The 23,024-nt window shown below is 43.3% G+C and carries 24 protein-coding genes; 7 read left to right on the forward strand and 17 right to left on the reverse strand.

All coding sequences use genetic code 11. The features are described from left to right. The first annotated feature begins 180 nt into the window (after positions 1–180). Together GQR89_RS15410 and GQR89_RS15415 are read left to right on the forward strand one after the other, a co-directional pair. Positions 181–573, forward strand: a complete 393-nt coding sequence (locus GQR89_RS15410; RefSeq protein WP_158770857.1) for a type IV pilin protein — start codon at positions 181–183, stop codon at positions 571–573. A gap of 157 nt (positions 574–730) precedes the next feature. Continuing rightward, positions 731–1,279: a GspH/FimT family pseudopilin gene (locus GQR89_RS15415; protein ID WP_233268985.1), complete on the forward strand. Its 549-nt coding sequence runs from the start codon at positions 731–733 to the stop codon at positions 1,277–1,279. Between the two features lie 37 nt (positions 1,280–1,316). Here GQR89_RS15415 and GQR89_RS15420 read toward each other — a convergent pair whose 3' ends face one another. From GQR89_RS15420 to murJ, 11 genes are all read right to left on the reverse strand, one after another. After that, complete coding sequence (locus GQR89_RS15420; protein WP_158770859.1) at positions 1,317–1,799, reverse strand: type IV pilin protein; 483 nt, start codon at positions 1,797–1,799, stop codon at positions 1,317–1,319. After that, positions 1,792–5,868, reverse strand: a complete 4,077-nt coding sequence (locus tag GQR89_RS15425) for a PilC/PilY family type IV pilus protein (protein ID WP_158770860.1) — start codon at positions 5,866–5,868, stop codon at positions 1,792–1,794. Before GQR89_RS15425 ends, GQR89_RS15420 begins: the two co-directional genes overlap by 8 nt. A gap of 13 nt (positions 5,869–5,881) precedes the next feature. Beyond that, positions 5,882–6,424: a PilX N-terminal domain-containing pilus assembly protein gene (locus tag GQR89_RS15430; RefSeq protein ID WP_158770861.1), complete on the reverse strand. Its 543-nt coding sequence runs from the start codon at positions 6,422–6,424 to the stop codon at positions 5,882–5,884. Between the two features lie 56 nt (positions 6,425–6,480). Further along, complete coding sequence (locus GQR89_RS15435; protein ID WP_255455715.1) at positions 6,481–7,368, reverse strand: PilW family protein; 888 nt, start codon at positions 7,366–7,368, stop codon at positions 6,481–6,483. After that, positions 7,368–7,949: a pilus assembly protein PilV gene (locus GQR89_RS15440; RefSeq protein WP_158770862.1), complete on the reverse strand. Its 582-nt coding sequence runs from the start codon at positions 7,947–7,949 to the stop codon at positions 7,368–7,370. The genes GQR89_RS15435 and GQR89_RS15440 overlap by 1 nt, the downstream gene beginning before the upstream one ends. A 267-nt stretch (positions 7,950–8,216) precedes the next feature. Further along, complete coding sequence (gene ispH, locus GQR89_RS15445) at positions 8,217–9,161, reverse strand: 4-hydroxy-3-methylbut-2-enyl diphosphate reductase (protein ID WP_158770863.1); 945 nt, start codon at positions 9,159–9,161, stop codon at positions 8,217–8,219. A 47-nt stretch (positions 9,162–9,208) separates the two neighbouring features. Beyond that, the gene (gene fkpB, locus GQR89_RS15450; RefSeq protein WP_158770864.1) at positions 9,209–9,652 is read right to left on the reverse strand and encodes an FKBP-type peptidyl-prolyl cis-trans isomerase; all 444 of its coding nucleotides are present in this window, start codon (positions 9,650–9,652) and stop codon (positions 9,209–9,211) included. Next, a complete protein-coding gene (lspA, locus tag GQR89_RS15455; protein WP_158770865.1) occupies positions 9,645–10,139 on the reverse strand; it encodes a signal peptidase II in 495 nt (164 codons plus the stop codon). Before lspA ends, fkpB begins: the two co-directional genes overlap by 8 nt. Beyond that, positions 10,132–12,960: an isoleucine--tRNA ligase gene (gene ileS, locus GQR89_RS15460; RefSeq protein ID WP_158770866.1), complete on the reverse strand. Its 2,829-nt coding sequence runs from the start codon at positions 12,958–12,960 to the stop codon at positions 10,132–10,134. The genes lspA and ileS overlap by 8 nt, the downstream gene beginning before the upstream one ends. 41 nt (positions 12,961–13,001) lie before the next feature. Further along, positions 13,002–13,928 (reverse strand): bifunctional riboflavin kinase/FAD synthetase, encoded by a 927-nt coding sequence (gene ribF / locus GQR89_RS15465; protein ID WP_158770867.1) that lies wholly within the window; start codon positions 13,926–13,928, stop codon positions 13,002–13,004. Positions 13,929–14,063: 135 nt separating this feature from the next. Next, complete coding sequence (gene murJ, locus GQR89_RS15470) at positions 14,064–15,626, reverse strand: murein biosynthesis integral membrane protein MurJ (RefSeq protein WP_158770868.1); 1,563 nt, start codon at positions 15,624–15,626, stop codon at positions 14,064–14,066. A gap of 400 nt (positions 15,627–16,026) precedes the next feature. Here murJ and rpsT point away from each other — a divergent pair, with 400 nt between their 5' ends. Then, entirely contained in the window at positions 16,027–16,290 is a 264-nt protein-coding gene (gene rpsT / locus GQR89_RS15475; protein WP_040514677.1) for a 30S ribosomal protein S20, read from the forward strand. A 149-nt stretch (positions 16,291–16,439) separates the two neighbouring features. Here the strand turns inward: rpsT and GQR89_RS15480 are convergent, their stop codons facing one another. Genes GQR89_RS15480 through GQR89_RS15490 form a run of 3 tightly spaced genes read right to left on the reverse strand, consistent with a single transcriptional unit; the run spans position 16,440 to position 18,034 of the window. Then, positions 16,440–16,886, reverse strand: coding sequence for a flavodoxin domain-containing protein (locus tag GQR89_RS15480; RefSeq protein WP_158770869.1), 447 nt, complete (start codon positions 16,884–16,886; stop codon positions 16,440–16,442). Positions 16,887–16,919: 33 nt separating this feature from the next. Next, positions 16,920–17,678 (reverse strand): tRNA pseudouridine(65) synthase TruC, encoded by a 759-nt coding sequence (gene truC / locus GQR89_RS15485; protein ID WP_158770870.1) that lies wholly within the window; start codon positions 17,676–17,678, stop codon positions 16,920–16,922. After that, a complete protein-coding gene (locus GQR89_RS15490; RefSeq protein WP_158770871.1) occupies positions 17,675–18,034 on the reverse strand; it encodes a YqcC family protein in 360 nt (119 codons plus the stop codon). The genes truC and GQR89_RS15490 overlap by 4 nt, the downstream gene beginning before the upstream one ends. A 79-nt stretch (positions 18,035–18,113) precedes the next feature. On the opposite strand from GQR89_RS15490, the gene GQR89_RS15495 reads away from it, so the two are divergent. Further along, on the forward strand, positions 18,114–19,139 hold the full coding sequence (locus tag GQR89_RS15495) for a DUF3549 family protein (RefSeq protein ID WP_158770872.1): 1,026 nt from the start codon (positions 18,114–18,116) through the stop codon (positions 19,137–19,139). Continuing rightward, entirely contained in the window at positions 19,136–19,441 is a 306-nt protein-coding gene (locus GQR89_RS15500; protein WP_158770873.1) for a DUF3301 domain-containing protein, read from the forward strand. Before GQR89_RS15495 ends, GQR89_RS15500 begins: the two co-directional genes overlap by 4 nt. Before the next feature lie 1,080 nt (positions 19,442–20,521). Here the strand turns inward: GQR89_RS15500 and GQR89_RS15505 are convergent. Further along, complete coding sequence (locus GQR89_RS15505; protein ID WP_158770874.1) at positions 20,522–21,166, reverse strand: GNAT family N-acetyltransferase; 645 nt, start codon at positions 21,164–21,166, stop codon at positions 20,522–20,524. Positions 21,167–21,279: 113 nt separating this feature from the next. Between GQR89_RS15505 and GQR89_RS15510 the strand changes: the two genes are divergently transcribed. Next, positions 21,280–21,510 carry a DUF2789 family protein gene (locus GQR89_RS15510; protein ID WP_158770875.1) on the forward strand — a complete coding sequence of 77 codons (231 nt, stop codon included), beginning with the start codon at positions 21,280–21,282 and terminating at the stop codon, positions 21,508–21,510. A gap of 58 nt (positions 21,511–21,568) precedes the next feature. Here GQR89_RS15510 and GQR89_RS15515 read toward each other — a convergent pair whose 3' ends face one another. Beyond that, positions 21,569–21,937 (reverse strand): DUF3192 domain-containing protein, encoded by a 369-nt coding sequence (locus GQR89_RS15515; protein WP_158770876.1) that lies wholly within the window; start codon positions 21,935–21,937, stop codon positions 21,569–21,571. A gap of 192 nt (positions 21,938–22,129) precedes the next feature. Here GQR89_RS15515 and GQR89_RS15520 point away from each other — a divergent pair, with 192 nt between their 5' ends. Next, positions 22,130–22,426 (forward strand): hypothetical protein, encoded by a 297-nt coding sequence (locus GQR89_RS15520; RefSeq protein WP_158770877.1) that lies wholly within the window; start codon positions 22,130–22,132, stop codon positions 22,424–22,426. 3 nt (positions 22,427–22,429) lie between these two features. Here the strand turns inward: GQR89_RS15520 and syd are convergent, their stop codons facing one another. Then, on the reverse strand, positions 22,430–22,993 hold the full coding sequence (gene syd / locus GQR89_RS15525) for a SecY-interacting protein (RefSeq protein WP_158770878.1): 564 nt from the start codon (positions 22,991–22,993) through the stop codon (positions 22,430–22,432). Positions 22,994–23,024: the final 31 nt, after the last annotated feature.

The raw sequence follows: 23,024 nt of genomic DNA on the forward strand, positions 1-23,024 counted from the left end.
GAATTTAAGCGAAGTGCAATGTATTCAACGTATGGCAATACCGATGAATACATAATGCTGTGACTGCATTTTGCGTGGCGAAAAATAGTGTTTACGTTTATAAATATAGACAAGTTTGAGAAAATTATTATACATAATACAAAACACTCAGTGACGAGAACGCGTTCACAAGGAAAGGTAATGCAACACTCCTATAATTTATTTCGTCCCCATGGATTTTCATTACTAGAGCTTATGATAGTGGTCGCCATTGCTGGCATTCTTTTATTAGTAGCGTTACCAAGCTACCAACGCCATATCATTCATAGTCACCGGTTTGACGCGCAAACCGCTTTATTAAAATGGCAAATGCTGCAAGAACGCTATCGCATTTCACACAACACCTATGCGAGCAACGCAGCCCTGTCTCCCCCAGTAAGTGATTTTTATGACTACAGCGTGTCAAATATCTCAGCCACGACTTTCACACTACAAGCTCAAGCGACGGGTCGTCAAGAAGATGATAGCGGCTGCACTGAACTGAGTCTCGACCAATCCATGGCCCAGCAACCGCAAAGTTGTTGGCCTCAATAAATAATCTTAGGCACTGCTAACGAAAGAAATCTGACATCTTAGGGATGGATAACCCGCTGAACACTCATCTGGTTCATACCATAAGGGATTAGCATATACGTTATGTAAGCTACTTCAGCGATAAACTAGCAAGATGAAAAATGCTAATCCTTACACAATGAAACAATTTTATACTCAACAGGGCGTGACACTTATTGAATTAATGGTCAGTGTCAGTATTGCTATTGCCTTAGCAGCAAGCGTGGCCCCTAGTATTCAAGCCACTATTTCACAAAATGCGATCGCAGCGCAGATGAATCAAATCAGTGCCTTAGCGCAATTTGCACGCGGCTATGCCATTAATAATCAGAGTGAAACAACATTTTGTGCCAGTGCAGATTATCTCGCATGCTCTAATGATTGGAATCAGGCAAAAATAGTATTTGTCGATATTAATGGCGATCTGCAACGCAATGACAATGAGCCACTGCTAGCTTCAATGGGGATAGAGAAAAGCAGCCATGACGTGCAAGGTCCACAGGTTTCAATACGTTTTTTAGCCAACGGAGGAGCGAATAACAACGCTGACATCTTATTTTGCAGTTATGAAACGTCTTCGAATCGTGCATTGATGATTAGCCTGCAAGGTCGAATCAAAACCAGCCAAGATAATGATAATAACGATGTTCACGAAGATAGAAATGGCGATGCACTAAACTGCTCTTAGGGCTCATAATCACGTTTAATTAAAGTATTTATAACGCTCAGCAGCGCCAACAGAACTCTGCTGCGGATAAACTACCATCAACATTCTGATCCCAGCCCTTGCGCCCGTCACTGTAATAATAAAGAGCGCCCTGACTTTCGATGACGGGCTGTGCTTTTATTCGATAAGCCGCCCCCCCCAAAGAGAGTGAATCAATCGTTAGGTTGTATGCTTTGCTACTGTCAGCCTCACTGGCCGGTGAGTACGCAGAAAATATAGCTGGCGAACCGGTATCACTCGCATTTATACCAGCCCCAGCGTAGCTAAAATTCGCCAATTTATGCCGTTCTAACTGTCCAGCAAAAGCCATTAGATCTGATTGAGCAACACTGCGCTTGCTGTCTACGATATAGCTCTGGTAACTTGGATATGCGATGGTGCTAACGATGCCGACTATGGCGACCGCAATCATCAGCTCCATCAACGAAAAACCGTTACAGGTACTAGGTCCCAATTGATGTTTGGGATGTCTCTTATTCATCTTCTTGTTTTTCAATTTCAGTTTTCCAAGTACTTTTTAGGATCCGCTCAAAACGGCCATATATATTTTGTGCAAGGCATCCCAACGCGGATCTACAGGCTATTTCATTTCCCTGCTCGTCCACTTTAATTACAGCCGACGCGCATTCCGTGCCTAAGCACACAACGGGTTGCAGAATATCTTCAATCAAAATCTTAGTATCAGGGGCGATACCTGTTTGCTTCAAGTCCGCATATCTATCCTGATGGGTCGTTTGATCATCATTATTTATATCAACTACAGCATTACCGTTGGCTAACGCCACTAAGTATGCTCGACTATTACCACTTGGCGGTGCGCACAAACTATCGTTGGCGGTTGCAGGCAGATACGTGGTAAAAAACACCTGATAATTCAATATCAAGGGAGATGCCAACACTTTTTCTCCGCCACTGCCGAGATCTACTAACCATCCGGCTCGGTTAGCAAATAGTTCTGCTTGGGCTGATTTAACGGTCTCATCTGCTGAGGTAAGTAAATGCTCGCTAGCATCGTACAAATCGCTACGCGTAAAGGCACTTTCAGGTAAAATGTATTCACCATGCTCGTTAACCGTAAAAATACCGTAGTCTTTGAGCATAAAAAAACTGTCTTGGATCTGCGAATTCAATGGGTGTGCACGATAGCCAGATCCTATCGCCACCGCATAAAAATTTTGCTCAGCGCTACTTATCTGCGCAACATCTGGCGCGTAATAAAAGCGTCGATTGTCTTCTGCGAGGTCACCGCCAAGATCGGCGAGTAAGCCTCCGCTAACCAGCACACTTCGTTCTGCACCATTGTGTATATCAAGTCGAAACAATTGGCCACCGAGATCCCCCACATACATATGATCGGCTAAGCCGTCGTTATCTCTGTCTATCACCGAAATACGCGCAGGAATACCGTATTGCATATGCGTCAACAATAAATCTGCTCCGCTATTGCTAGCAGACCAAATTAATTCACCGTTATCAGCATCTACGATGAAAACAGCATTGCCGACATTGTCTGCACTGCGCGCAATTTTGTTATCTTGTTCAACATCATAACCGCCACCGAAAATCAGCACATTACGCACGATTTCTCCGACTTTTATTTTAGTCACCGTCGGTCTAGACCAAGACTGACCAAGTTTTTCAAATCCGCTGCTACCACCAATGATTTGGTCCACTAAGATAGGATTCGTTTTACTCGTAATATCAAATATATAGTAGTTTCTGCCACCTCTTCTCATGCCTACATACAAATAAATTTTTTCATCAAAATGGCGTAAAACTAAATCACCATCTAAACCATAAATATGGTTTGACGTAGTGTTCTCTCGATAGAACTCATGTAAATTAGTGAGTAGCGCTTGAGGAATGACCGCAAAGTTTTCACTGCCGGTTTGCGCATCAAATGAATGTAAAAAACCTTGGTTTGTTGCCACAAAGATAGCGCTATCTGTTGCTGAATAATTAACGATCACAGGCTGGGAATGAATAGGGTCTCCCATTTGCAAACGCACATCTGATGTATCACCATCACCATCATCATCTTTTAAATCTACACCCCTTACCCATTTCAGAAGATTACTGCGCACCGTAATAGCATCGTCAAGCATATCAATACCCAAGGCTTGCTCGGTAATATTACTGTTACTTTCATGTACTCGGTTGTCTGTATTAGCAATTGCCCCAGGAGCAGTAAAGGTAAACATGTTACGGGAAAGGCTCATTTTACTCGCCGACCCGCCCTGACGTACATCATTACCATCGGTCAGTACAGACCAGTAACTATGTGCTTGTTCTGAGAAAAAACCATTTCCGTCGTCTATCGCAGAAAGACCATTTCTATCAAGAATAGTGTCCCCATCAATCTTGTATTTTTTCAAGTTGCCTGGCCAATTGCTCCCTTCAGAAGGTTTGAACAAGGCAAAATACAGTTCATCTTTATGAGTCAAACGGTTTAATTGATTCACAGCCACGCCGGGAGAAACAAATGTAGCGTTAACGTCTTTCACCGTTTTTAAAATAGACTGAAATGCACCGAGTAATTCTTGGCTGTTATCAGCTTGGTAGAACCCACCACCACCTTGCAGCGCCATTTGATTTAAAAAGCTGTTCGCTTGTACATTTGCGGCAAAGCCAATGGTATGGGTGATAATTCGACTTCCAATGGCCGACTCTTCAGAATCAGCTGCATTTCTGACCAGACTCAATCCGCATTTTTCGCCCCCACTGCCAGTGCAGGTTGTACTGAGTAGAGTTTCGATTTTATCAACACTGTGATTATTATTAGCTTCACCGTCAGAAAGTAAAACAATATGGTTATTCACCTGACATTGGCGGTCGGTGACAGGTGATATATAACTCGCCCCTTGAGGAATTTGCTGTGTTATACAATTCGACGAATTTAAATTGTCTTCCTCACACCCTGAAGGCAAAGAGGCATCTTGCCCTACGTATGACAAACGGTGGCTAACCCGAGTATTACGCCGCACGGTATTAGAAACAGAATTGTTACCACGGGTTAAACCATAATCGACGGCCAAACCACCGTAATACAACACGCCTTCATATAGCGTATCAACGATAGGCGTGTAACCACTTGCACTTAATTCATCCACTTTACTAACAAGGTGCTCGCGCACGGTAGAGGTTCGACCCGGAGTAGCTTGGCCTTGAAATTCAATCACCAACTTTACAGCACCAGATGGCCGCTCTGAATAAGTATAAGCGCCGCGATATTGAATGAAGTCTGACAAAATAAACATCATGTCATTACCTGACCGCCAATCCCTTCGATTAACCAGTTGATTTACGATGCTCGCCACCGACGGACTTTGATAGTTACGATTTCGATACCAGCGCGCTATTCCGCTCCAGGTTATAGCAGCCGTTTTTGATTTATTTTTCAGTAAATAGCGAGGATAATTGCCAAAACTACTTGGGTCTGGCTCATTCGCCGCTTGAATAGTCATAGCGGCGTTATTGTTTTCACTATTCTGATAGGCAGTAAATTCGAGGTAAGCGTTACTGATTATTGCCCCTTGAGGCAATGCAATATTTCGAAATCGTAAGCCCACATAATCGTTACTGCTGGGAAAGAACGAGAGTTCGCTTCCCGTGGATTGATAACCATTTGAACGTTCTTCGGCATTATTAGACTGACTATCGATTTGATACGTTAAATCACCGGTAATGCATCCAGTGGCCGTCGTTTCATCATAGACGACAACTAACTGGGGTGATAAACCGCCTCCTTGTTCAAAGCTGTCTGCAACTCGATTACTTTGTGAACTTAAGCCTTGTGACGTCAAAATAATACTGAGATCGTTTCCTGCGCACCAATCGCTTTGATCGACTACCTCTTGAATTACCGCGCTGATATCGGTGGAGGCAATCGTATCACCAACCGATGGCCAATCATTATCTTGATCCCATAGCACCTGATTAGAAGTGGTTACACGATCACTAATATTCTGCGGGGTGTTAATGAAGGTTGTCGAATCCGGCGTCAGTTCAGCTCCAATCTGAATGTGTGTGGCTGACGCGTCATAGCCAAACGAGCTAAAACGTAAGTATGCGCTAGTGATAGTTGCCCCTTGAGGGATATGTAAGGCTTGATACCGCAATCCTGCATAAATTTGTTCGCTACCTGCCGACAAAGTCAATATGCTTTCTGCTAAGCTCACCGAGCCTGAGCGCTCAAATGCATCATCTGAGCCTTGCACGATTGGCGTAATTAGTTCGGGTGAAACAGCGTCATCGATAGGACGCACTGGATATAGAACCGGCCCCCCATAGTCTGAAAAGCGCATCAATCCCGCATTGACGTTCGTAACTGACCGCAAGGTTTCTTTTAAGGCATTTTGTACCCTGAGCATACGCGATTCATCGGTATTATCGGTGGCGGTCATACTTCCCGATGTATCCATAATAAACAGTACGTTAGGATCGTATTTCACTTGTTCAGTACTGGCGCCAAAGTAAATTTCTAAATCATCTGCCAATACCCGCACAGATACACTTAAGCAAAACAGTAGAAATAACAGCTTAAACTTCACCGCGCCGCTCCCATTATTGTGACGCTGGCGCAAGTACGGCGACCGTTAGACTATTGGCCACAATAGAGCGACTACCTTGCATCTTACCGCATCCCTTAATGATAAAGACATGGCAAGTAATGTGGCTGCCACTAATCACATTACTTGAGCCTAAACACGCCTGCTCTCGCACATATGCTGTGCGTGACCAACTATCAATCGGTGGGCTGTTATCATAATGACCGTCAGCTTGATGCTGTGTACCAAGCATCAGACCGCTGCTAGTAACGCGTCTATTGGTCCAACTTTCGTCATCTTGGCAACGTAAAATTTGATTCTTAATATCTAAAGCCGTGTTTTGACGAGCCTGTGACAAAGGATCAGCCATAACAACATCACTTATAACCGTACTATCTTCTGACTCAAAGACGACCCCAGCTATCGCCGCTTCTGCCGCATCAAACGCGAGAGTTTGAGTCTGCAATGAAACAGCCATCTTATTTTGCAATAGTCCGCTTGATACAGATGCAATCCCTAGCACCGTCAAGCTAACAAGCACTAAAAGGGCAAAAACCATAACCAGACCGCTCTGCGTTGTTAGCTCAACAGGATGTTTGTTAGAGTACGTCTTCCTCACAACTTTCTATTTCGCATAGTATTTTTCATATTGCGCAAGGTTATAGTGGTTTCAAAGGGTTTAAATAATCCATTACCAATGGGCGTTACAGCCGCTTCATTTAATAATTTATGTGCGCGGTTTGTGGTCAGCTTAACCTCTCCATCGCCGCGTAATAACAATGCAAATCGAAGTGCGACTACTTGACTACCATTGGCTAAAAATACGCCCAACTCATCAGCACGCACATAGCGTACAGGTCGACCTGAGTTGTTCCCTGATAAGAGACTGTCAGTGATGCCGTACAATGCTTGAAAGCTATAAACATCATCCAAAATAATCTCAGCGTTATTATCAATAAGATCGTTGTTAGGTAATTTCCCTCTCAATACGCGCCCATCAAAGCCACGACAGCGCAGCGCGTTATCTTGAACAAAATAATGATTCACCACGTAAAACTCATCTCCTTGAACATAGCTTAAACGATTGCCGCGACAATCAGCGCTTGCTTGCAAACCCACGACAAGGGAATCACTCGCGCCCGCGCTGCCTTGGGAAGTGCCCAATTCAGGCATAGAGATAAAATCGCCCGCTAATACAATGGGATGGTTTTGTACGAAACTCGCCTCTTCAATCACATCAACGGCGGTATTTAACTTAGGTTCGAGTAAATCATAACGTCCAGTCATCAGCATATCTTGGCGCAATCGACTAATAGCGAAGCGCCCGTTCTCCTGTACCGATGTGACGGCTTGATTTATTCCTTGAGTAACGCGGGAGCTGACCATAACCTGGATAACGGCACCAGATATCACCAACCCCAACGCTAACGCAATCATTAACTCGATTAACGTAAAGCCAGACTGATAAGGGCTCTGTGATTGGCTAGGCGCATGGGTCACTATCACAGGGTTAAGTCCAGTGTTACGCAATCATGTGGTATGTCTTTATTCGCGTTACATTCAGTATTAAGAACTCGTTGCTGGTTCTGCCAATTTTCAACTGGCCAAGCCACCATAATTTGTTGTCGGGACCCAGCGCTGCAGCTATCCGCATCAAGTACGTTATTATCACTGCAGGTTAGTGAAATCGATAAGTTAGGAGCAGCAGAAGTTACAGCACAAGATACTTCGTAGGCATCAAATAGCGCAAATTGCGTGGTCGTACATTGGTTTTGTTGACAATTTGGAATGCTGGCTGGCATCGCCAGACAAAAGCACTCATGCGGTAACGCATCCGAATCACAAGTCAGAGTGGCAAAATTGTAAACCTCGGCGGCAAAATACTGATTATCTACCACTAACCCCGTCCCCGTAAGAGAAGGAGTGGCAATGGCGCGCAAACGTTCACTGAACTGCTGAGCAACTTGCACAGCTTGACTACGATGCAGTGCATCTGCGTTGGAAAACGCACTAACAAACTGCAGTGAAGCGACTCCCAACAAACCTACGGATAAGATAAATAGCGTAACTAAAATCTCGACCATACCCACACCTTGCATAAGCTGTAACGAAGGCAATGTCGGTCTAGGATTAAAATGAGGGATGTCAAATTTGATAGCAGCTAACCACAGGCGTATTAGTAATGCTGAAGCTTAGCGCACTAATACACAACTTTGGTTATCGACTTTAGACTAAAGGTATAAATGCAAAAGGTTAGCGTGATATTAAATAATAGAGACGTTAATGATTCATGCACAGAGGAGGCTAATGAAGAATTAAACTTTCTTCATTAGCGAGCATAATTTACTAGGCTAGCTAACTTGCTTTACCCGTAGCTCTTTAGGTACTGCAAACTCAATATTCTCAGGACGTCCTGCACGCTCATGTGCGTCCGTTGCCCCCCAAAGTTTTAAGCGATCAACCACGCCTCGCACCAACACTTCAGGTGCAGAAGCACCTGCGGTCACACCAATATTTTTCGCATCGACCAACCATTCTTTTTGAATACAATCAGCGTCGGCAATTAGATGTGCTTTAGCGCCAATCTTCTGCGCTAACTCGCGTAACCGGTTAGAGTTTGAACTATTTTGTGCGCCAACCACTAACAAAACATCACAATCAGCTGCAAGTTCGCGAACCGAATCTTGACGATTTTGTGTGGCATAACAGATATCATCTTTACGTGGACCCTGAATTGCCGGAAATTTAGCTCTCAATGCATCAATAACATCGGCAGTGTCATCTACCGACAAAGTTGTCTGGCTGCAGTAATACAATGCTGAGGGATTTTTCACGACCAAACTTGCAACATCAGCTACTGATTCAACAAGGTATATTCCGCCATTAGGATTGTCATACTGGCCCATCGTACCTTCAACTTCAGGGTGACCTTGGTGACCAATCAGCACACATTCAGTCCCCTTTGAACTGGCACGCATGACTTCCATGTGAACTTTAGTTACTAACGGGCACGTGGCATCAAATACTTTTAAGCCCCGAGCGCTAGCTTCGTTACGTACGGCTTGAGAGACACCATGAGCAGAGAAAATAACTATGCTATCGTCAGGCACCTCATTTAATTCATCAACAAACACTGCGCCGCGTTCTTTGAGTCCATCAACTACAAATTTATTGTGTACCACTTCATGACGCACAAAAATGGGCGGTGAAAAAATCTCTAGAGCACGCTCGACAATAGTGATGGCTCGGTCAACGCCGGCACAAAAGCCTCGTGGGTTCGCCAAATGAATTTGCATAATGTTTCCTAGTTTTTACTATGGTCAAAGGTCAATTTTTTTAACAATCAAGCGACCGAAATTATTTCCACGTCAAAGGTAATGGTTTGTCCAGCCAACGGATGATTAAAATCAACCGTAACTGACGCTCCCGCTACCGAGCGAATAATACCAGGCAACTCGCTACCATCCGGTTGAGAAAAAGTCATGATCATTCCCTCTTCTGCTGGCGTATCACCGTCGAATTTGGTGCGATCTAAATGATAGATATTGTCCGGATTAGGAAAACCAAAGGCATCCTCAGGTTCAAGGGTAAATGTTTTCTTATCTCCGGCGACCAACCCGAATAAACAGCCCTCAAAACCTGCCGTTAAATTACCGTCACCAATAACTAACTTAGCAGGTTTATTGTTTACCCGCGTACTATCGGCAGCAGAACCATCAGACAATTTCAAATCAAAGTGTAATACCACTTCACTGTTGTCTGTTATGACCACAGATGAATCACTCATTTTCGTTACCCTTATTTTTAAACATATCTACCACTAATAGCATTGCGCCTAAACATATCGCACTATCAGCGACATTAAATGCAGGCCAATACCAGTCTTCGTAGTAAAGGACCAAGAAATCAATTACGAAACCATGCAACAAACGATCAAAAACATTACCCAAGGCACCGCCGATTATCAAACAAAACGCGACCGGTAATAACACTTGCTGACGCGTGGTTTCTTTCAACCACCATGTTACTAAACCGCACACGGCAATCGCGATACCTGTAAATAACCATCGTTGCCATCCACCAGCGTCACTTAAAAAGCTAAACGCCGCCCCGTAGTTATATACGTGAGTCAAATTGAAGAACGAAGTGTACTGGATTGCTTGATAAGGCTCTAAATTAGCCACAATCCAGTGTTTGGTTACCTGATCGATGATAAATACCACCACAGATAACCATAAAAAGCGTAGGCCACTTTGTTTAAATAGATTAAGCATAAGCGCGCGTTTCACCTTCACCATCGACATTCGTCACACAGCGTTTACATAGCTCAGGGTGAGTTTCATCAGAACCAACATCTTCGCGATGATGCCAACAGCGAGCGCATTTTTTTCCCTCTGATGCACTGATATGTAACCACAACCCAGGTACTTCCGTTTCTGTCGCATCTGCAGGTTTGCTATCAACTTGCTCGACTGATGCTGAAGAAGTAATAAAAACAAATCGCGCTTCATCTTTCAGCTTGGCTAACAAGTTAGCAAGTTCTGCAGTCGCATAAATTTTAACTTCAGCTTCTAAAGAACCCCCTATAGTGCCCTCTTTACGCGCTAGCTCGATAGTGCGGTTAACTTCGTCTTTAACCGCTAAAACTTGTTGCCAAAACGCATCACTAAATTCAGTGGTATCTGCCTGAGCGCTTAAACCTGTGTACCATGAACCAGTGAATACAAATTCATCTTCTTGCCATGGCATTTCCTGCCAAATTTCTTGCGCAGTAAAGCTAGTAATAGGCGCCATCCAGCGAACTAAGGCTTCAACGATATGATACAAAGCTGATTGGCAAGAACGACGCGCATGGCTATCACTTTTAGCCGTATACTGACGGTCCTTGATGATATCAAGGTAGAAACTGCCCATTTCGATAGAACAAAATTGCATGAGTTTTTGTGTCACAACAAGCATGTCGTAATCTTCGTAAGCTTTTATTATTTCTGCTTGGATCGTATGTGCGCGACTCACTGCCCACTTGTCTAGCTCAACCATTTCTGAAAACGGCACTAGATCTGTTTTCGGATCAAAGCCCGTCAAATTTGCTAGCAAGAAACGAGACGTATTGCGGATCCGGCGATAAGCATCTGCTGAGCGCTTAAGAATTTCATCAGATACTGCAATTTCGCTTCGATAATCCGTTGACGCCACCCATAAACGTAAAATATCTGCGCCAAGCTTATTGGTAACCTGTTGAGGTGCAACAGTATTGCCCAAAGACTTAGACATCTTTTTGCCCTTACCATCAACGGTAAAACCGTGAGTAAGCACTTGCTTATAAGGTGCATGACCTTTGGTGGCGACCGAGGTGATTAATGAAGACATAAACCAGCCACGATGTTGATCTGAGCCTTCTAAATATAAGTCTGCAGAAGCAGGAATATCATCTCGTTTATCAACCACAAAGTAATGGCTAACGCCGGAGTCGAACCATACATCCAAGGTATCAAGTACTTTAACAAATGTATCTGCATCATCGCCCAGCATCTCGTGGGTATCAATATCCCACCATGCTTGAATTCCTTTGGTTTCAACGAGCTTGGCAACTTGTTCAATAAGAACATTGGTATTAGGATGCAACTCACCTGTGTCTTTGTGCACAAACAACGCAATCGGTACGCCCCAAGTACGCTGGCGTGAAATACACCAATCAGGGCGGCCTGCCACCATGCTTTCAATGCGGTTTTCGCCCCATTCAGGGATCCATTCTGTCTTGTGAATTTCTTCAATCGACGCTTTACGCAAGCCATTTTTGTCCATGCTGATAAACCATTGTGGCGTCGCACGGAAAATTAACGGCGTTTTATGTCGCCAGCAATGAGGATAGCTGTGACTGTACTTATAATAATGTACCAAAGCGCCGCACTCTCTGAGCACCTCAACTACATGATCGTTGGCTTTAAATACATGCTCACCGGCAAATATTTCAGTGCCCTCTAAGTACACGCCATTGGCGCCAACAGGGTTAGCCACTTCAAGGTTATATTGACGACCCACATTAAAATCTTCTACGCCGTGGCCTGGTGCTGTATGCACACAGCCAGTACCTGATTCAGTGGTCACATGGTCGCCTAGAATAAGCGGGACGTTAAAGTCATAAAACGGATGCTTTACTTGCATATTCTCAAGGGCTTGGCCTAACGTAACGCCTAATACTTTGCTGTTTTCAAAACCAAAACGTTTGAGGCACTCTTCGAGCAAATCGGTCGCTATCACTAAGCGCTCAGAGCCGTTATCAGACTGTACTTGCACCAAACTGTATTCGAGTTCTGGGTTCAAGGCTATCGCACGGTTCGCGGGGAGCGTCCATGGTGTAGTTGTCCAAATAACTACCGAAATAGTGCCTTCACCCAAATCAGCTCCGGTAGCATCAAATTTCGCGCTAAAGCTGGCTTCGTCGGCAACGTTAAAACGCACATCAATCGACGGTGATACCTTATCCTGATACTCCACTTCAGCTTCCGCTAAAGCTGAGCCACAATCTGTACACCAATGAACGGGCTTAAAGCCTTTTTCAAGGTGGCCTGAGCGTACGATATTGCCTAACTCACGAATGATGTTAGCTTCAGAGCTAAAGTCCATGGTTTTATAAGGATTATCCCATTCACCCAACACACCAAGACGGATAAAATCGGCCTTTTGACCAGAAATCTGCTTTTCCGCATATTCACGACATTTCTGTCTAAATTCTGCCGCAGTCACCTTCTTACCTGGTTTACCGACTTTCTTTTCAACCATCAGCTCGATAGGCAAGCCATGACAATCCCAACCTGGTATATAGGGAGCATCAAAGTCAGATAATGTCTTTGACTTAACAATCACATCTTTAAGAATCTTATTCACTGCGTGGCCAATATGAATATCGCCATTTGCGTAAGGAGGGCCATCATGCAAGATAAAAGGTGTTTTGCCTTTTTTAGCGTCGCGGATCTTGTAATACAACGCTTTATTAGTCCAGTCTTGCAGCATTTTAGGCTCGCGCTGAGCTAAGTTTCCACGCATGGGGAACTCAGTCTCAGGCAAATTCAAAGTATGTTTATAATCACTCATTGATTGCTAAATCCAAAATCGTCGTTATTTGTCATTAAATTTCAGTTAACCCCAAGCAATTGCTTTGCTTGCTCAGCGTCACGTTGTATTTGTTGCTTCAATTGTTCGAACGAATCGAACTTCACTTCGTTGCGTAATTTCGCTTTTATTGCCACCGAAATAAAGTGACCATAAAGATTGCCAGCAAAATGGAATATATGCACTTCTAACTGAGAGCGCTGGCCATTAACCGTCGGTCGCGTACCAATGTTCGCCACGCCATCATACATTGTACCCGCTATGTCAACTTGCACTGCAAACACACCATTGATGGGGGCATTACAGCGTTTCAGCAATAGATTGGCTGTGGGAAATCCAATTGTGCGACCTTTTTTATCCCCGTGCAGTACCTTGCCTGAAATAGTGAACGGGCGTCCCAGCATTTTTTCAGCTAATTCAAAGTTATCGTCACTTAACGCGGTGCGTACTTCAGTGGAACTAACTCGAAAATCTTCAAAACGAAAACTATGAGTACTCACCACACTAAAACCGCATTTTTGACCTTCTTTTTGTAGCATGGAAAAATCCCCTACTCGGCCTTTTCCAAAACGAAAGTCGTCTCCTACCACTAAAAACTTTACACCTAAATCGCCAACCAATAACTGCTCTACGAATTGTTCAGCGGTAAAAGAGGCAAAACGCTTATCAAACCTTAAGCATAGAAGCCGATCAACACCCAACGCTTTCAGCTGTACATACTTGTCACGTAGCAGACTTAGGCGAGCCGGCGCATCGTCAGGGGTAAATAGCTCTTCAGGTTGTGGTTCAAACACCATGACAGTAGCCGGAAGGCCAAGCTCTCGAGCCTTAACAACGACCTGACTCAGCACAGCTTGATGACCAAGATGAACACCGTCGAACTTACCAATTGTCAGTACACATCCTCGGTGCTTGTCACGAAGATTATGTAAACCACGGACTAATTCCACTTTGTTCCTCATTTGCAGCAGCTATTTCAAGGTTTTATCTCGAGCTGATACTGTTTGGCTAAAATTAAAGCGTCGGATTATAACGAACTAAACGCAGAGATACAGCCCGTTATAGGTGAGTTGGCATTAATTTACTTAAATTGCTTTTGACAACAGCTGTCTAGGACGAATACCCAGCAATAAAGCACTCACTAAAAAGACGCCCCCTGCCCCAGCGATCATAATAGCTAATTGCGTCATTTGCATCGACGGCGCCCATGCTAGCCAGTTTGCAATAGCAGGACGATAATAGAGTAATCCAGCGGCCATGATAAGTGAGGATACGCTCACTTTTGCTAAGAAAAACAAAGTACTAGGCGACACCTGATACACTCCTAAACGATGCAGCTTGCTATAAAGTAAGCCTGCATTCATCGTCGCAGACAAGCTAGTCGCGATGGCCAAGCCTAAATAACCGAAAGGGATAGCGAAGATTAAGTTAAACACCATATTTGCCCCCATACACCAAATGCCGTACTTAACAGGGGTTTTAGTATCTTGTCGTGAGAAAAATCCAGGTGCGAGCACTTTAATCAGCATAAAACTAAGTAAACCGGTGGCGTAAGCAATAAGACTATAAGAAGCCAATGTCGCATCCAATGCAGTAAATTCCCCGCGCTTAAAAAGCACAATCAACATCGGCTCTGCTAAAATCATCAAACCCGCTGCAGCCGGAATTCCCAGTAAACACACGATGCGCAATGCCCAGTCGATGTTGGCACTGAAAGCCTTGAGATCATTGGTGACATGGTTGCGTGATAATGTGGGCAGTATTACCGTTGCAATAGCAATACCGAATAATCCCAAGGGAAATTCTAGTAAACGGTCTGAGTAGTAAAGCCAACTAATAGAACCGGTCACCAAAAAACTAGCGATAAAGGTGTCAAATAATAAATTAATTTGACCGACTGAGACCCCAAATAATGCCGGGATCATCAACTTGCGCACTTTAGTCACCTTAGGGTCTGACCAACCCCATTGTGGCTTAACCAATAAACCAGCGCGATATAAAAAGGGCAACTGGAAAGCAAATTGCACTATGCCACCAATAAATACCCCCCATGCGAGAGCGAATCCAGGCTCTTCAAACGTGTCAGCCATGAAGATTGCACAACTGATAATCGCCACATTCAACAACACTGGCGTGAACGCCGATACCGCAAATTGATTCATTGTATTGAGTATCGCTCCCGTTAAACCCGCGAGAGAAATAAACATTAAATATGGAAAGGTTATTTTTAACATCAGCGAGGCAAGTTCAAACTTCGCACCTTGGGGTTCGTCGTTTAAATATTCGATAAACCAACCTGCACCAAAAAGCGCGGTGACCACAGGCGAGCCGATGACGCCGAAAAAGGTCACTACGGTCACAATGACCCCAAGTGTGCCTGATACCTTTGCAACGAATTGCTTCATTGCGTCTTTATCACCTTCGTTATTGACTTCCGTCAGTACCGGAATAAAAGCTTGTGCAAACGCTCCTTCTGCGAATAGGCGACGTAGAAAATTGGGGATTTTATTGGCGAAGAAAAACACATCGGCCGCCGCACCGGCGCCCATAAGGTTTGCAACGACTACATCTCTAACCAAACCTAATACGCGTGACAAAAAAGTCATACAACTGACGATTAATCCGGATTTCAATAAACGATTCGACACACTACTTCCTTACAAAACGACTAATCCGAATAACAAGACGGGCTATTATGCGCCAAGCCCTAAATAGTTAGAAGCACTCAAACAAAAAACAATTACAGCTTTGCAGCATATGATATTTACAAAGTCTAAAAGACAAGTAACTCAGTTAATTTGCAATCTTACCGCATTCAGTCTTCGCTCTGTGGGCGAACTCAGGTAGACTATGCACTGGCAGGTGCGAATGCCTATTAAACGTCGCCCATTTCGCTGATTGTGAAGTCAATTCAGATCCAGCATTACGATACCCTGATAATGTAAATGCTCTTTGCGCAATAAATACGCGAAAGCATTTGACAAACGCAGGTCTGATAGGCAAAATCCGCACCCTTGAATTTTGACTAGAATTTTTTGGGAGTTCCACTTGGCTAACATTAAGTCTGCTAAGAAACGTGCACTACAATCAGAAAGACGCCGCCAGCACAACGCTAGCCGTCGTTCTATGACACGTACATCTTTGAAGAAAGTACTTGCTGCAATCGCTTCTGGCGACAAAGCATCTGCTCAAGCTGCACTAGCAGCTGCAACACCTCTAATTGACCGTATGGCAACTAAAGGTTTAATCCATAAAAATAAAGCTGCTCGTCATAAGAGCCGTTTGTCTGCACAGATTAAAGCCTTAGCTTAATATTTGTTCAGAAGGTTTATTGTCAAAAAGCGCTTAGGCGCTTTTTTTGTGCCTGAAATTCCTGCACAGTAAATTGTGAGCGTGCAAATAAAAACGGCGTGATATCATGAATATCACGCCGTTTTTTATTCTTTATAAAGAATCACTGATTAGGCAAATTCGCCAACCAGAGATTCAATCCATTCGAGTGCTTCTTTTTCAGGCTCTAAGGTTTCACAAGCGTCAATTTTCAACATATCGGCAACCGGCTTACCCTGTAACTCAAGTAACAAGGCTTGTAATTGCTCACCTGCGCCGCAATATGAATCACAATAACTGCTGTCTCCTAACCCGATAACGGCAAATGGTTTTTGATCCATTAACGGAAACATATCTTTTAAATCAGAAACAAAAAATTCCAAATTAGGTGGTATGTCTCCCTGCCCCGTCGAGGAAGAAACAAAAATATAACTATCGCAACGTTTAAAATCATCTACGCTCGGGTCGTCATAAATCTCACTAACTAATTGCTTACTGGTGAGCAGCTCCTGCACTTGCTCAGCCACATGTTGGGCGTTACCGTAGACCGAACCAACAAAAATACCTACTTTACTCATACTCTGCTCTTCCATTACTAAAACAAAACTAGTTTACGCATTATTAAACGCTAAATCTAATCCTTCAGTTGCCGGCAACTGCCAACCCCATTGTGACATAAGGGTAGACATCCTTGGGTCAAAATCATTCACTATTATCAACTTTTCATGGCTAATTGGATGCTTAATAGTCATCTGCTGGCAGGTTAGCGCCAAACGATTAAATTCAAATTGCTCACGAACAAATTTATTATGTTTGCCGTCACCATGCGTGGTATCACCTAGTATGGGGTGATTGATATGGCACATGTGCCTGCGCAGTTGATGCTTGCGGCCTGTTTTAGGATGCAGCCGAACAAGCGTGTAGCGAGCTGATGGATAACGACTTACGGCAAATGGTAATTCAAAATGCTGCAATGGCACGTATTCCGTTTGTGCTTCTTGCGCGTCTTTGTCTTGCTTGGCGCGTTTATCAGCTATTTTATCAAGTTTTTCCTTGAGGGCGTAATCAATAGTTCCCGGCTCCTTGATATGCCCTCGAACAATTGCGAAATACGTTTTAGCGATATCATGCCCAGCAAATTGCTCCCCGAGTAATCGAGCCACGTCCGACGATAAAGCAAAAATAAGTACGCCAGAAGTAGGCCTATCCAAACGATGTACCGGAAATACGTGCTGACCGATTTGATCGCGTAACATTTGCATAGCAAACTGTGTTTCATGGCGGTCAATCATACTTCGATGCACCAACAAACCAGCAGGTTTATGTATAGCGACCACATAGTCATCTTGGTACAGAATTTTCAACATCATAAAAGCTTATCACTAAATAAATCGTCAATTTGTGTTATGACTACAAGCACATGAATACGCACAGGTTCACTTTTTTGTAATCCTTTGTACCATTCTTCAGCCATAGGCAATAGAGCCATGCTGGTTGGCAAAGGCCGCTGGAATTTGAGCATTTCAGTGAACTTGGGAATAAATATAAACTGTAGCCATTGCGCAAAATCCATTCGATCACAGGCGAAGGGAGCATCGCTTTGCATCGCCCATAATGAAGGGGGCGTTAACGACCAGTGTTGAGTGGTCTTTAGCGCCGATTCTAAACGATTTAATAAGCGCTGTATTTGGACTTCTGGGTCGCTACATGGCATGCTTTGGTACATATTTATTCTTCTCAAATTGGGTGTTAGTTCACCACATTCAGGGTATTTCCGCATATTTCGCGGCAGTTTATAGGTAAACATGAATCAAATCAGCTCCATCAGTGAATTTCTTCTCCATGCGGGAACAGAATATCGGGTATTTGATATGGGCAGAACCATTCGTAATATCGATAGCCAAACGTTTTTAGATATCGAGAACGCCAGTATTGCGGCGCCTTACCCTCGTCAACAACACGCTTGGTTTGGCATTATTTTTTATAGCCGTCAATTAAGTCGCGAACATTACATTTGGTTCGTTAAGTTGCCCTTAGATGAAAAAGGCTTAGTGATGACGGCTACCCGAGATCACTTTTTACAGATAATTACCGATGCCCTCGGAGCCCAGTTAGAGCGTAACAAAGAAGCACAAGGGCGTTTGCCAGAGAATCCGTATACTTTTGTGCCCAATCAGCAACAATTAGCTGACTTCAACAGTATTAGTCGAACTGCCCTTAATTTACCTCCTAGTGAATATTATTCAGAGGCACTGCGTTATTTTACTCAGCCACAAATGCATAACTGGCAAGAAGTCGCTTTACAAGGCATTGCCGATCTAGCGGCCAGCGTACGCCGCAAAGATGCAGCCCAACTCATCATTGACCATTTGCCGACTGTGGCCCCTCAAGTACAACAAGCGCTATTGTCGTCACTAGAGAATCATGCCATTGACAAACATTTAAGCCAACATTTAGTCAATTGGGCCGAACAAGACTTTAATAACTCATTGACCGTGCAATGGACTTTACGCGCCCTGAGCCAAAGTGTGGCTAAAACGGTGGTTCAGCACTTCATTCAACGTGTGCTTGATTCAGAATACGGTTCAAATGCAGATATCATGTTGTTAATCGCAGCACGACACTGGCCGTTATTGAGCAACGAAGACACTCTTAGACAATACATCAATCAACTTGCTGTGATCGATACCGAATTATGTGCCAGTTTATATAGTGATTTGGTTCAACTACCGGATATACGCTCGCAAATGCTTGCTGTGATCCGCTGGCCGGATAGATCCCCTGCCTTAACGCAAGTAATCGGACATCTATTCAGTGGGCAGCAGCAATGAATTTATTCGATTTAACACTATTTTTCATTATTCTATTAGTCATTTTTCAATTTTGGCGCATGCGTGCTATCACTGAAAAAGCTAACCAGCATTTACAACAATATTGCGAGAAACATGGTTTACAACTTATTAGTGTGGCACGGCACAAGACACGGATCGGCAGTTATCTTGGCAAGCTGGATTGGCAAAGCTGTTTTATTTTCGAGTTTTCGGGGAATGGAGAAAACAGTTATCAAGGCACACTAACCATGGCTGGTCAGCATATTTTGCAGGTAGAAACACCCGCTTACCGAGCCGATTAGGCAAACTAACCTTAAAGGCCAAATTTAAAACTTGTATTGGTAAAAATCATTTACCTCACAAACAGCAAAGCCACGGCCTGAACTAATTCAGGCCGTGGCTTTGCATAAAAAGCTGAAGGTCCTTCTGCGCGCTCCCTCGCAACAGCTAACTCACACAATCCGTGTCTTATCCTTCTGTCATTCATCCAGAATGCTGCACTTATCCTAAGTGGGTCCATTTCCTTGTTCGTCACTTTCCAAAGTGAATGCCGTCTTCCCGACCGCCGTCCTATTTGCTTCCAATGCGCCCAATTCCGTTTAAGCAACTCGTCCTGAGTATGTCCATTTCCTTGTGCTCAATATTGAGCGACTTGGTCCGTAAGTCTCCTTGTATCGTCCTTCTATCATTCATCCTGAATGATACACTCATCCTAAGTGGTTCCTTTTCCTTGTTCGTCACTTTCCAAAGTGAATGCCGTCTTCCCGACCGCCGTCCTATTTGCTTCCAATGCGCCCAATTCCGTTTAAGCAACTCGTCCTGAGTATGTCCATTTCCTTGTGCTCAATATTGAGCGACTTCTTCCAGAAGTCTCCTTGTCATCCTTGTTTCATTCGTCCAGAATGGGCACTCATCCTGAGTGTGTCCTTTTCCTTTTGCCCATTTCCAAATGGGTTGCTCGTACTGAGCCTATCCTGTTAATCCTTGTTACGGCTTAATCATTAAACCGTGTTGCTCTTCTTGAGCCTGTCCTAAGTCTTCCTTGTGTCGTCCTGACTCATCGTGTTTCCTTGTGACAGGACAAACTATATAACAATCAAAAATATTTTCGACATGCTTTTGTGACACTTGAGATACATTCATTAGACAAAAGTCTAATAAATAGCGCTATGTTGTTTGTTTACAACAACTTGCTTTATTAATAGAGAGAAAACGGACGGGATAAAATGACTTTGTCCTACAACCTTGTACGAGATCTCGTACAAGGTTGTAGGGAGATAGCCTACAAATAAAATTCAGCCTAGGTAACTAAATTAGGCAGTCATGCGAAAAGTTCATTTACGATTTCCTTTTTATGTAAATGAATATGACAAAATTAACGTCTATTGACGCTCACAAAACATTAAATGACCTGTGATATGCCCAGTTTCTAGCGCTTCAAGCATCTTATATCGACCATCCTCAAAGAAAGATAGGCATTTAGGCAGTGTCACATAAACACCAATCCCTTCACTACCGGCATCCTCTTTCATTACGCTATCAATAGCATTCATCAATATATGCCCTAACCCATAATGCTGATAATCAGGATGAACCCCAATAAAAGACAGCATGTGATAACGCTCAGCAGGGATGTGCTCTCGCACTTTGAGTTCTTTATCAACCATTTGCTTGGTGCCAAAATAGCCAGCGGTTAATAACATTTTCAGCCGCCAATGCCAGAAGCGACTAGGGCCAAACTCGGCATCGGGCCCTATTAAACACGCAACAGCCAGCAAGCGACTATCATCAAACAAACCAATCATTGGTTGTCTTGCTTGCCAAAAAGCGTTCAACTCTTCTCGGATAGCCGAGCGTAGGCGTGATTCATAGCCTTCTTTGTTAAACTGAAAAATATCCATAAACAAAGGATCGTCATGATAAGCCTGATATAAAATGGACGCGGCTATCTTTAAATCATCCGCGGCTAAATATACCGCTTTTATGTTATCCATATCAGGGGCGACAATGGTTTGAGATAATGGCATGCTGCTCTCTCCTAGGAGGTTTAAATTCACATAATATATTCATAATACATGTTAATATTTTGTAAAACGACATATAAGTCAATCATAAACCATTAAAATATCGGGAGTATTCAATGGAAAATTATCACACAACAATGAGCGACCTTTTCGAACAACTGGGTCTGGGTGGTCAAGAACGTGATATTGTAGCTTTCATTGACGAGCACAAGGGATTGCGCCAAGGCGTACATATAGAGGACGCAGAATTTTGGACAAAATCTCAAGCTGAATTTATTAGAAATGCATTACTAGAAGACGCAGAATGGGCAGAGTTGATCGATCAATTAAACACCCGAATTCGTTAAACTGAAGTTTAACGAGAATAACATCATGCTCTGGTAGAGCATGATGTTATCAATTTTTTTACTGGTTTAGCATACTTAAAGCCGAATCTCCCCAACCAATAAGCTTGTCGTTTTTCAACACTAACGGCGTACATTCATCTTTAGTCGTTACGCCATCATCGTCTTTACGCTGAGTGCGGTAATACAACACATGAAATTGATCATCACCTTTTTTCACTAACTCACTAAAATCAGCAATGCCCATCCGCTCCATAATTTGCCCAGCCGTCAAATTGGGTTGAAGCTGTGCGACTTCTTTGCGGTTGTCTTTTTCTTGTTTTTGCCAGTCAGAGTGATAGCCGTCGTACCCGTCCCCATCTACTGAAATTACACATCCAGATAATAACAACGATAACCCTAATGCACCGACAAGTAATCTTGGCTTCATATTCAACTCCCTTTATATTATTTTTAGGTTTAAGCGAAAATAGCGGTTTGCAATATTCACATACATCCATGTATACAATAAAAAGGCCAACTATTTATCTATATGATTTAAAAGAATATTTTACATTTACAAATAAAATTTATTGAGGTGTAATAGTCTTTACAACTAAATTTTCGCGGAATTGACTAAACAATGAATAATCGTCTATCAGATCTCATTTCTGTATGCCAAACATTGGTAAAAGAAGGCAAAAAGCCCAGTGTAGGATTAGTCAGGAGCCGCGCCGGCGGAAACGTGTCTATTCCCGAGGCCATTAAAGGTATTCAAAGTTGGAAAGCGCAACCTGAGCAAATCATCAAAACGAGTGAAATACCTGAACAGGAGCAAGAGCCAACTGACTCGTTGGAAAAGCGGGTCATCAAACTTGAAAAGCAAGTCCACCATCTTAACCAACAGTTAAAAGCCATACTCAGCTCAGCCGCAAAATAATCGTTAAAAATGCGGTAGGGTTGGTTCTATTTCACTTAGAAAGGTAGCTAGATTAGATGAAACTTGCTCCTTTGGTTGCAAACCAACTTGTTCTAGCATGACCGCCCCAGTTTGATTATCCACACTTAAAATAAAATCCTCTTGATCTGTCAAGGCAATAAAAATTGTTTCTGGTTGACGTAATCGACGCTTCATTAAAATATGACCAATAATATTCTGCTGTAATCGAGATAAATCATCCTCGTTCCAAGCCTGCAGGATTTGTAGCGGACCGCTTGGGTGTTGCGCAAATATATTATCACTCCAGTAACGGGTATAAAACATGGCTACATCAGGATGAAGCGTCAATTCTAAGGCAGCAGATAATTCCGAAAAGTCAGTAATTTGATCACGTAAAACCGGTTCCCATGAGATGAGATTTCCTGACGTTTCATCAGTACCCGTTCGGTAACATACTGATGGCCAATCAGCATCATATTCCATAGTCGTCACTTCAGGATGAGTCTTTGAGAAACGTATAAAGCGCTGTATAAATTCGTCTAACGCTTGATTTACCGTTAAAGGCATAATGTGCGCTCTTGCTTAGTTATAAATGCGA

Origin of the sequence: Paraglaciecola sp. L1A13 (genome assembly GCF_009796745.1) — a bacterium.
In the GTDB taxonomy this organism is placed as follows: Bacteria; Pseudomonadota; Gammaproteobacteria; order Enterobacterales; family Alteromonadaceae; genus Paraglaciecola.

Coding starts and splice junctions, on each gene's coding strand:
- GQR89_RS15480 (WP_158770869.1), bottom strand. CDS start 16,886: ATGAGTAAAGTAGGTATTTTTGTTGGTTCGGTCTACGGTAACGCCCAA.
- syd (WP_158770878.1), bottom strand. CDS start 22,993: ATGCCTTTAACGGTAAATCAAGCGTTAGACGAATTTATACAGCGCTTT.
- ispH (WP_158770863.1), bottom strand. CDS start 9,161: ATGCAAATTCATTTGGCGAACCCACGAGGCTTTTGTGCCGGCGTTGAC.
- fkpB (WP_158770864.1), bottom strand. CDS start 9,652: ATGAGTGATTCATCTGTGGTCATAACAGACAACAGTGAAGTGGTATTA.
- GQR89_RS15430 (WP_158770861.1), bottom strand. CDS start 6,424: ATGGTTTTTGCCCTTTTAGTGCTTGTTAGCTTGACGGTGCTAGGGATT.
- lspA (WP_158770865.1), bottom strand. CDS start 10,139: ATGCTTAATCTATTTAAACAAAGTGGCCTACGCTTTTTATGGTTATCT.
- GQR89_RS15495 (WP_158770872.1), top strand. CDS start 18,114: ATGAATCAAATCAGCTCCATCAGTGAATTTCTTCTCCATGCGGGAACA.
- GQR89_RS15505 (WP_158770874.1), bottom strand. CDS start 21,166: ATGCCATTATCTCAAACCATTGTCGCCCCTGATATGGATAACATAAAA.
- GQR89_RS15500 (WP_158770873.1), top strand. CDS start 19,136: ATGAATTTATTCGATTTAACACTATTTTTCATTATTCTATTAGTCATT.
- GQR89_RS15415 (WP_233268985.1), top strand. CDS start 731: ATGAAACAATTTTATACTCAACAGGGCGTGACACTTATTGAATTAATG.
- GQR89_RS15510 (WP_158770875.1), top strand. CDS start 21,280: ATGGAAAATTATCACACAACAATGAGCGACCTTTTCGAACAACTGGGT.
- GQR89_RS15420 (WP_158770859.1), bottom strand. CDS start 1,799: ATGAATAAGAGACATCCCAAACATCAATTGGGACCTAGTACCTGTAAC.
- GQR89_RS15490 (WP_158770871.1), bottom strand. CDS start 18,034: ATGTACCAAAGCATGCCATGTAGCGACCCAGAAGTCCAAATACAGCGC.
- GQR89_RS15520 (WP_158770877.1), top strand. CDS start 22,130: ATGAATAATCGTCTATCAGATCTCATTTCTGTATGCCAAACATTGGTA.
- ileS (WP_158770866.1), bottom strand. CDS start 12,960: ATGAGTGATTATAAACATACTTTGAATTTGCCTGAGACTGAGTTCCCC.
- GQR89_RS15410 (WP_158770857.1), top strand. CDS start 181: ATGCAACACTCCTATAATTTATTTCGTCCCCATGGATTTTCATTACTA.
- GQR89_RS15440 (WP_158770862.1), bottom strand. CDS start 7,949: ATGGTCGAGATTTTAGTTACGCTATTTATCTTATCCGTAGGTTTGTTG.
- truC (WP_158770870.1), bottom strand. CDS start 17,678: ATGATGTTGAAAATTCTGTACCAAGATGACTATGTGGTCGCTATACAT.
- GQR89_RS15515 (WP_158770876.1), bottom strand. CDS start 21,937: ATGAAGCCAAGATTACTTGTCGGTGCATTAGGGTTATCGTTGTTATTA.